This window comes from Ercella succinigenes, assembly GCF_900002895.1.
The window spans coordinates 136,213-145,464 of record NZ_CDHP01000059.1; the positions used below are offsets into that span (position 1 = coordinate 136,213).

The 9,252-nt window shown below is 37.3% G+C and carries 6 protein-coding genes and 1 tRNA gene; 6 read left to right on the forward strand and 1 reads right to left on the reverse strand.

All coding sequences use genetic code 11. The features are described 5' to 3' along the window. The first annotated feature begins 100 nt into the window (after positions 1 to 100). The 6 genes from lepA to glmS all read left to right on the forward strand — a co-directional run bounded on the left by lepA (position 101) and on the right by glmS (position 8,253). On the forward strand, positions 101 to 1,912 hold the full coding sequence (lepA, locus tag AC0KSB_RS12935; protein ID WP_472309943.1) for a translation elongation factor 4: 1,812 nt from the start codon (positions 101 to 103) through the stop codon (positions 1,910 to 1,912). 106 nt (positions 1,913 to 2,018) lie between these two features. Next, positions 2,019 to 2,101, forward strand: a tRNA-Leu gene (locus AC0KSB_RS12940). Positions 2,102 to 2,146: 45 nt separating this feature from the next. Continuing rightward, the gene (locus AC0KSB_RS12945; RefSeq protein WP_472309945.1) at positions 2,147 to 2,884 is read left to right on the forward strand and encodes a Crp/Fnr family transcriptional regulator; all 738 of its coding nucleotides are present in this window, start codon (positions 2,147 to 2,149) and stop codon (positions 2,882 to 2,884) included. 248 nt (positions 2,885 to 3,132) lie between these two features. Further along, positions 3,133 to 4,683 (forward strand): diadenylate cyclase CdaA, encoded by a 1,551-nt coding sequence (gene cdaA / locus AC0KSB_RS12950; RefSeq protein WP_472309947.1) that lies wholly within the window; start codon positions 3,133 to 3,135, stop codon positions 4,681 to 4,683. Positions 4,684 to 5,001: 318 nt separating this feature from the next. Next, the gene (gene glmM / locus AC0KSB_RS12955; protein ID WP_472309949.1) at positions 5,002 to 6,357 is read left to right on the forward strand and encodes a phosphoglucosamine mutase; all 1,356 of its coding nucleotides are present in this window, start codon (positions 5,002 to 5,004) and stop codon (positions 6,355 to 6,357) included. A gap of 48 nt (positions 6,358 to 6,405) precedes the next feature. Beyond that, on the forward strand, positions 6,406 to 8,253 hold the full coding sequence (gene glmS / locus AC0KSB_RS12960; protein WP_472309951.1) for a glutamine--fructose-6-phosphate transaminase (isomerizing): 1,848 nt from the start codon (positions 6,406 to 6,408) through the stop codon (positions 8,251 to 8,253). A gap of 129 nt (positions 8,254 to 8,382) precedes the next feature. Here the strand turns inward: glmS and AC0KSB_RS12965 are convergent, their stop codons facing one another. Then, a complete protein-coding gene (locus tag AC0KSB_RS12965; protein ID WP_472309953.1) occupies positions 8,383 to 8,919 on the reverse strand; it encodes a MarR family winged helix-turn-helix transcriptional regulator in 537 nt (178 codons plus the stop codon). Positions 8,920 to 9,252: the final 333 nt, after the last annotated feature.

Consider the following 9,252-nt stretch of genomic DNA (forward strand, 5'->3'; position numbering starts at 1 on the left):
ATAATCAAATTTTCAACACTTGTATTCAGTACGGTAATAATATGCTAAAATGTCTTTTGCACTATAATAAATTAGAAAAATAAGGAGACATGATATTTACATGCCATCAGAAAGACAGCAGTATATCAGAAATTTTTGTATTATAGCTCATATAGATCATGGTAAATCTACTTTAGCTGATCGTATGATAGAACATACAGGTGTTCTGACTGCACGTGAAATGCAAAGTCAGGTTCTTGATAATATGGATCTCGAAAGAGAAAGAGGTATTACGATAAAAGCTCAGGCTGTCCGTATGGCTTATGCTGCGGATGATAAACGGGTTTACACTTTGAATTTAATTGACACGCCTGGACATGTTGATTTTCACTATGAGGTATCCCGAACTCTTGCTGCATGTGATGGTGCTGTCCTGGTTGTTGATGCTGCACAGGGAATAGAAGCACAGACTCTGGCAAATGTATATATGGCTTTGGATTCTGATCTTGAGATATTACCTGTAATCAATAAAATAGATCTTCCTTCTGCACAACCTGATGTTGTTAGAACTGAAATTGAAGATGTTATTGGACTTGATGCCAGTTATGCGCCGATGATATCTGCAAAGAGCAATCTCAATATTAAAGAGGTTCTTGAAAGAATTGTTGAATATCTTCCTTGCCCGCAAGGGGACGAAGATGCACCGTTAAGAGCTTTAATATTTGATTCCAAATATGATACATATAAAGGTGTCATTGTTCATGTCAATGTAAAAGAAGGCTCTATAAAAACAGGTGAACGCATTAAAATGATGCACACCGGAAAAGAGTTCATAGTTAATGAGCTGGGATATTTTCGTCCTGGAGAAATGCAGCCGGCTGAAGAATTACTGGCAGGAGATGTTGGTTATATAGTAGCAAGCATAAAAAATGTTAGAGATACTGCGGTTGGAGACACTGTTACCAAGGCAGACAGACCTGCAGAAAAGGCGTTGCCAGGTTACAAACCTGTTCGCCAGATGGTTTTTTGTGGATTATACCCTACCGATGGTGCTAGATATCCTGATTTAAGAGACGCTTTAGAAAAATTGCAGCTTAATGATGCTGCTTTGTCTTTTGAACCTGAAACTTCAGCTGCCCTTGGATTTGGTTTTAGATGCGGTTTTCTGGGATTGCTCCATTATGAGATAGTCCAGGAAAGATTAGAAAGAGAATTTCAACTGGAATTGATCTCTACCGCACCGTCAGTTGTTTATCGTCTTACCAAAACGGACAAGGAATCTATTTGGTTGGATAATCCGACTAATATGCCTGATCCAAGTGATATAGAAAGTATGGAAGAGCCAATTGTTAAAGCGACAATTATGACTCCAAAAGATTATGTAGGAAGTATTATGGAACTGTGTCAGGAAAGACGCGGATTGTATATAAATATGGAGTACATGGACGAAAATAGAGTAATGCTTCATTATGAAATGCCTTTGAATGAAATTATTTATGATTTCTTTGACGCCTTGAAGTCAAGAACAAGAGGATATGCTTCTTTGGATTATGAATTCAAGAATTATGCCAAATCAGATCTGGTTAAACTTGATATTATGCTAAACAATGAAATTGTTGATGCTCTTTCATTTATCGTACACAGAGAAAAAGCATATACACGAGCCAGAAGAATGGCAGAGAAATTAAAAGATAATATCCCTCGTCATCAGTTTGAAATACCTGTACAGGCATGTATAGGCGGTAAGGTTATTGCCAGAGAGACTGTGCGTGCTTTCCGCAAGGATGTTCTTGCGAAATGTTATGGTGGAGATATTACCCGTAAGAAAAAACTACTTGAAAAACAAAAAGAAGGTAAGCGCAGGATGCGTCAGGTCGGAAATGTTGAAGTGCCGCAGGAAGCATTTATGAGCGTGCTAAAACTTGACGAATAAATTATACAGATTGACGAATCTATATTTGATCCGTATAATAATAGAAACATTTGTTACAGTTTTAGCATGAATCAGTTCATTTATCAGCTTTGACTGTGTCGCAAATGCGGACGTGGTGGAATTGGCAGACACGCTGGATTTAGGTTCCAGTGCGAGAGCATGCAGGTTCAAGTCCTGTCGTCCGCACCAATATGACACAGTCATATCTGATTATTTACTGGGAAGAAGGGCATTATGAAAAGAATTTGTGAAACCTTGGCTGCCACTCCTTTGTTTACCGGCTTAACCCACGAAGTGTTTCATGAATATTGCGCTAAAACGAGTATTCGTGTCGTGTGGAAAGGCGAAGTTCTTGTAAACGAAGGTGATCTTTGCACGGGAATCGGGCTGATTGTTGACGGTCAGCTGGCGATGCAAAAATATACCAGCGGTGGAGATTTTGCTACTTTAGCACTTCTTGGTTCCGGAGAGGTTTTTGGAGAATATCTAATTTTTGGAACAAAGAAAACTTACTCCACAACTATTGAGGCTGTTACTAATTCTAAAATTATTTTTATATCAAAAGATATGTTAATGCAGTTATTGGGAACCAGTCCGACTATAATGTCGAATTTTTTGCGTATTTTATCTGATAGAGTTCAGTTGCAAAACCGCAGAATATCGCTACTTTCCCAAAAGAGCCTTAGACAGAAAATTGCTAATTATTTGCTAGAATTGCTTAGAGATCAGTTGGAAAAAGAAGGTGAAACGCCTAAAACCGCCAGGCAGTTGGTTTCAACCCAGGCAGTAGAGTTGCCTGTATCGAAGGAAGTAGTTTCCAGACTTCTGGCAATGCCAAGACCATCATTTTCCCGCGAACTTATTTCAATGGAAAGAGACGGTCTGATTAGAGTTAGTGGAAGAGTTATCTGGATGCTGGATTTAGATGGTCTGGAGAGAGGCGTTATAGAAGGTTTTGTCAGCCCTGAATAATCGATGTAAATCACAGCTTGCTTTCGATAAAATATTTAATTATATTGTGTAGATAGTCTATATAAGCTCAGCTTGAAAAGTTGGGCTTTTTTGATGTGTTTTTTTGCTATTGTTATACTTTTGTTTGTTTATGACCTATTTAAGATCTTCGTGATAAGGGTTATAATAGTTTTATATAGACCACAATAAATATAGTTGCTGATAAATTTGATAATATACAGCAATTTTATATATGGAGGACAGCTATTTTGGTAAATGGAGACTTACTGTCAGATATCGGACAATTTTTTTCTAGTTTATTGCAGGATTTTGCCAGTGGTTTGATTTTTTTTGGCGGTCCGCTTGATATTCTTTTAGCAGTACTGGATATTTTGGCAACTGCTCTTGTTATTTATTATGTGCTGAAAATACTACGTGATTCGCGGGCTTGGCAATTATTAAAAGGGTTAGCTCTGATTATATCTTTCGCACTTATTTGCAGCCTGATAGGACTTGATACCGTAGGTTTTCTATTAAATAATACGATTTCTGTTCTGGCAATTGCTTTTGTAGTAATTTTCCAGCCTGAATTGAGGCGTGCCTTAGAAACAGTTGGCAGAAATAGTTTTAACATGATTTCCTCAGCAATAACTCAAGAAGAGACGATAATGAGTGCAGGATCTGTACATAATCTGATCGAAGCCATTGTAAGAGCATGTGAAAAAATGTCATCTACCTTAACCGGGGCTCTGATTATTATTGAACGTTCTACAAAATTGGGTGACTTTACAGAACAGGAGAATGTAGTTCAGCTTGATGCTGCTGTCTCTTCTACTTTTTTGCAACAGATTTTTTATAAAGGTTCGCCATTGCATGACGGTGCAATTCTGATCAGACAAGGCCGTGTGAGTGCTGCCAGAGTGCATGTGCCGCTTTCTGATAATTATCATTTAAGACGAGATTATGGGACAAGACACAGGGCGGCAATTGGTGCAAGTGAAATAGGAGATACGATAGCTGTTGTTGTTTCTGAGGAAAGAGGTACGATTAGTTTAAGCCTTGAAGGAAGGTTGTATACTTTAGATAACGGAGATGCTCTCAGGACTCTTCTTCATAAACTCATGAGTCCTTCTGGCTCTAATACAGGTTTTTCAGGCTGGTTTCGTGGTGGCAAACAGGCAAGACAAAAACGTAAAGATGAAAAAGCAAAACAGTTGAAAAATGCTTCAGCAAGTACAGCATCAAATATAAATAATTCTGTATTAAAAGATTCATACAAAAAAGATCAAGTTAATAAGACTGAAAATGTGCAAAATAGTACTTTGAACGGTGAACAACAGATACCGGTCTCAAAATCGGTGCCTACAGGTTTTGAGCAGCAGTCATTCTGGAAAAGAATCTTTAAAAGATCATCAAATCCCGCAGCTCCAAAAGTTACACGTAAACAAAGAATTTTCCTGTCATTGGCTTCTGTGGCAATTGCTATTGTTATATGGCTATATGTTCAGGTTACAGTTAATCCTGTAGATAACCGAACTTTTTCTGTTTCTCTTAGTTACAAAGGTGTTGAAACTGCCCAGAATAATGGCTTTGATATACAAATACCGGTTGAAACAATACAGGTAACTGTTATGGGCAGACGAAACACTGTTAATGCACTACGTGCATCGGATATTACAGCATATATTGATTTCTCTGATATAGATGAGACAGGTCTTATTTCCATACCGGTAGAGATTGAAACCGGCACAATTCTATATACAAGACCTACCCTTATTACTCCGTCCAATGTTACTGTTAGTGTAAGATCTGCAGATTAGTTGTAGACCGGTAGTTGTAAATATGATGAGTAATAGTTTTGTAACAAAACAGTACTCTTTGTTCTCTATTTATAATTTCTAAAAAATAAAATCAGATTTTTTTATGCTCTTTTCACGGGCTTGCGGGACTTGTTAAAAGTGCAATTTGTCAGTTTGTTGTCTGGCGTAACACATGTGTAATTTGGTTGCAATGTTTGAGTAATGATTATAGTTTTACTTTTGAAATATAGTCTTGCTTTTCTGTATGATATAATCTGTAAATGAAGTTGCGAAAAATATAAAAAATGAATATTTATTTATACAAATAAGGAGAAAAAAATGAGTAGACTTTTTGGAACTGATGGTGTCAGAGGTATAGCAAATAAAGAGCTCACTCCCGATTTGGCATTTAAGCTGGGCTGGGCAGGAGCGCAGGTACTGGCAGGAGAATGTACACATAAACCTGTAATAATAGTGGGTTGTGACACCAGAATTTCTTGTGGCATGCTTGAGTCTGCAATGGTAGCAGGTATTTGTTCTGCAGGAGCTGATGCTTTTATATGTGGCGTAATTCCTACTCCGGGAATAGCATATTTGGTTAGAAAATATAAATGTGATGCAGGAGTTGTTATATCTGCTTCACATAATTCATTTGAATTCAATGGCATAAAGTTTTTTAGCAGTAAGGGCTATAAGCTGCCTGATAATGTTGAAGATAAGATTGAGGAATTAGTAGCCTCCTATGATGATTTTAATTGTGAAAGACCTGTAGGTGATCAGGTGGGCAGAAGAATTGAAAAAAAGAATGCTTCAAGAGACTATACAGAACACTTAAAACGCCGCATGGGAGTAGATCTGAGTGGAATGAAAATAGGACTTGATTGTGCCAATGGAGCTTGTGCCCACATAGCACCAGGTCTTTTTAGCGATTTGGGTGCCGATGTAGTTTCGCTTGGGATAGAGCCAGACGGTATAAATATTAATGATCAGTGCGGTTCGACGCATTTGGAGCGACTTCGTCAGCTGATAAGACGTGAGAGCTGTGATATAGGAATAGCTTTTGATGGTGATGCAGATCGTATGTTGGTTGTTGATGAAAATGGAGCCGTAGTTGATGGTGATGTGATAATGGCGATAGTAGCTACGGATATGAAAGACAAAGGGCAGCTGGTGGATGATACCATGGTTGTTACCGTAATGAGCAATCTTGGTCTTGACATCATGGCAGCTGAAAAAGGAATAAACTTGGTAAAAGCTAAAGTTGGTGACAGATATGTTTTGGAAGAGATGCTAAAACAAGGTTATTCAATCGGTGGTGAGCAATCAGGGCATATTATTCTGCTTGAGCATTCAACAACAGGCGACGGTATGCTAAGTGCATTAAGATTATTACGTGCACTTGTGAATAGCTCTAAAAGTGTCAGCGAGGCTAAGAAAGTCATGCAGGTATTGCCTCAGGTTTTGAAAAGTGCTCGAGTTCCTAATGATCGTAAGACGCCGGCAATGGAAGATAAAGATATTATTGCCGCATGTGAAAAGGTTCAGAATCAATTGGGTAAATCAGGCAGAATACTAGTAAGACCTTCAGGAACTGAACCAATAATAAGAGTCATGATCGAAGGTAAAGATATTGATGAAATAACAAGAATGACTGATCAGATTACAGAATTAATTGTAAGCAAATATGGCATTTGATTATTGCAGTTGTAAAATCAGTTTCATCAATTATACGAGGAATATTTTATGTGTGGCATAGTAGGTTATATAGGTAAAGATAAAACTCTGGAAATTCTCATGGATGGGCTGGGCAGACTGGAATACAGAGGTTATGATTCTGCCGGCGTAGCTTTTCTTGAGGATCAGACGGTAAAAGTAATAAAAAGAAAAGGCCGATTGACGAATCTTAACTCTGCTCTTGAAGATCAGGGATATAAGCAGTCAGATCATATTCATGCTGGAATCGGGCATACTCGTTGGGCTACACATGGTGCTCCTTCTGATGAGAATTCGCACCCACACTTATCGGCAAATGGTAAAATTGCTGTGGTTCATAATGGAATAATTGAAAATTATCTGGAGTTAAAGCATTATTTAACAGAATTAGGATATGTTTTTCACTCAGAAACTGACACTGAAGTAGTTGCCCATCTTGTAGAACATCATTATAAAAGTTGTAATAATGGTGATTTGCTAAAAGCTGTCCGTATGACAATATCTGATCTGGAAGGATCTTATGCTTTAGGTGTGCTTTGCGATGATTGTCCAGAAAGATTTGTTGCAGCAAGAAAAGATAGTCCTTTAATAATTGGTTTAGCAGAGGATGGTAACTATATTGCTTCCGATATTCCGGCTATACTAGGTAGAACCAGAAACATTCTAATAATGGAAGATCAGGAAATTGCTTGTCTTTCACCTGTTGGTGTAAAACTTTATGACAATTTCGGGCAGGCTGTATCAAGAGAGCCTATTTATGTAACCTGGGATAGTGAAGCTGCGGAAAAAGGCGGCTACGAGCATTTTATGATGAAAGAGATAAATGAAGAGCCACGTGCATTGCGAGACACAATTTTACCTCGTATAAGAGATGGCTTAATTCATTTTGAACATGTAGATCTAAGTGAGCAAATTCTGCTAAATACAGATCAAATTCGTATTGTAGCTTGCGGTACGGCTAGTCATGCAGGGGTAGTCGGCAAATATGTGATAGAAAAAATTTGCCGTATACCGGTAGAAGTAGATGTTGCTTCTGAATTCCGCTACCGTGATCCGATAATTTCGGAAAGAACACTGGTAATTATTATCAGTCAATCAGGCGAAACTCTTGACACTTTGGCAGCAATGCGCGAGGCGAAGAAAAGAGGCGCCAGAATTTTGGCAATTGTAAATGTTGTTGGCAGTTCTATAGCAAGAGAAGCTGATTCTGTAATATATACGGCTGCAGGTCCAGAAATTGCTGTAGCTTCAACTAAAGCTTACAATACCCAATTGGCAGCACTTTATCTTTTAGCTTTTCAAATGGCACATACACTAAAAAGAATAGATCAAGACATATATTCACAATATCTGGAGAAAATGACTGAGCTTCCAGAGATTATGGAAAAAACATTATCCCGGCAAGAAACAGTACAAAGATTTGCCGCTGAACATTTTAATGTTCATAGTGTCTTTTTTATCGGTAGAAGTCTTGATTATGCATTATCAATGGAAGCATCTTTGAAGCTGAAAGAAATATCATATATTCATTCTGAGGCTTATGCCGGTGGTGAATTAAAACATGGAACCATAGCTCTGATAGAAGAAGGCACGCTTGTAGTATGTCCTTTGACACAAGATCAGCTCATGGACAAAATGATTAGTAATATTCGCGAAGTAAAAGCTAGAGGTGCGATTGTGCTAGGAATAGCCACAGACTCCTGTTCAAAAGCATCAGAGGTATGCGATACTGTAATTCGAATACCAGATGTTGATCCTTTGCTGGCTCCTGTTATTGCTATAACTCCTTCACAGCTTTTCGCATATTATGTTACTGTTAACAAAGGTCTTGATGTAGATAAACCTAGAAATTTAGCCAAGAGTGTTACTGTTGAATAAATGCTATACCACTGAATTTATCTTAACTGCGAAAAATTTTCGTCATAGTCTATGTATAATAAAAAATAAGCTGCCCGCTTGTTTATTATCTAGGCAGCTTATTTTTATGCTTAATTAAAATAACAGAAATTAATGCACAAACATTTTTTCTACTATCTTCTCAATTTCGGCATCTATTTCTGCTTCGTGAGGACAATTTACCGATGCATCCTTTTCGGGATCGAAATTTTGCAGATTGCTGCACATTCTAGTCAGATAATCTGTCAAATCATCCTTTTCGCTTTCGCTAAAACCTGAAAACATTTTCTTGTTTATGCAATCATAAATTTTTTCGCATTTTAATGCTGCTTTTAAACCTTTTTTGGTAAGCGCCACTTTGTTATATCTGTTATCTCTTTCGTTAATTTCTTTTGTTATAAGGCCACTTTTTTCCAGTCTTTTTACAGATACCGCAACAGAAGGCGTTGTCACATCAAGCGCAGCGGCAAGTTCTGTCTGAGAGCAGGATCCTAATTCGCGTATAGTAAGAAGTATGCCAGGCTGTCCGACAAATAAGCCTCTTGATAAACAAACACGATACAGTTTGCTTCTATGTAATTGAGTTAGTTTTTTGAAATTGCCCTCTGCTGTCTGTGGCACAATAACTGCCTTAATATCTTTTGTCATTTTATTGCCCTTCCTTTTTATGCCTTGGCATGGAAATATCTCACTTTGTTTGATTGGAATCCTAGCTACTCTGTTTAATACAAAATAATCAACCGATATATAATTATCAGATAGTGATAATTATAAAAAATACCTACAAGTTGATACTATTCAATTATTAATAATATGTCAAGAATAAACATCAAAAAAAAACAATATTGTAAAAATTATTAATATAATCCATAAGTTTTAGGCAATTTGCTGAATCCAAACAATTCTTGTTCTAGAAAATGTAAAATATGTTCTATGTTTACGGAAACGGATTGCGATATAATAATTATGTAATATGTAATT

Coding starts and splice junctions, on each gene's coding strand:
- glmM (WP_472309949.1), top strand. CDS start 5,002: ATGAGTAGACTTTTTGGAACTGATGGTGTCAGAGGTATAGCAAATAAA.
- lepA (WP_472309943.1), top strand. CDS start 101: ATGCCATCAGAAAGACAGCAGTATATCAGAAATTTTTGTATTATAGCT.
- AC0KSB_RS12945 (WP_472309945.1), top strand. CDS start 2,147: ATGAAAAGAATTTGTGAAACCTTGGCTGCCACTCCTTTGTTTACCGGC.
- glmS (WP_472309951.1), top strand. CDS start 6,406: ATGTGTGGCATAGTAGGTTATATAGGTAAAGATAAAACTCTGGAAATT.
- AC0KSB_RS12965 (WP_472309953.1), bottom strand. CDS start 8,919: ATGACAAAAGATATTAAGGCAGTTATTGTGCCACAGACAGCAGAGGGC.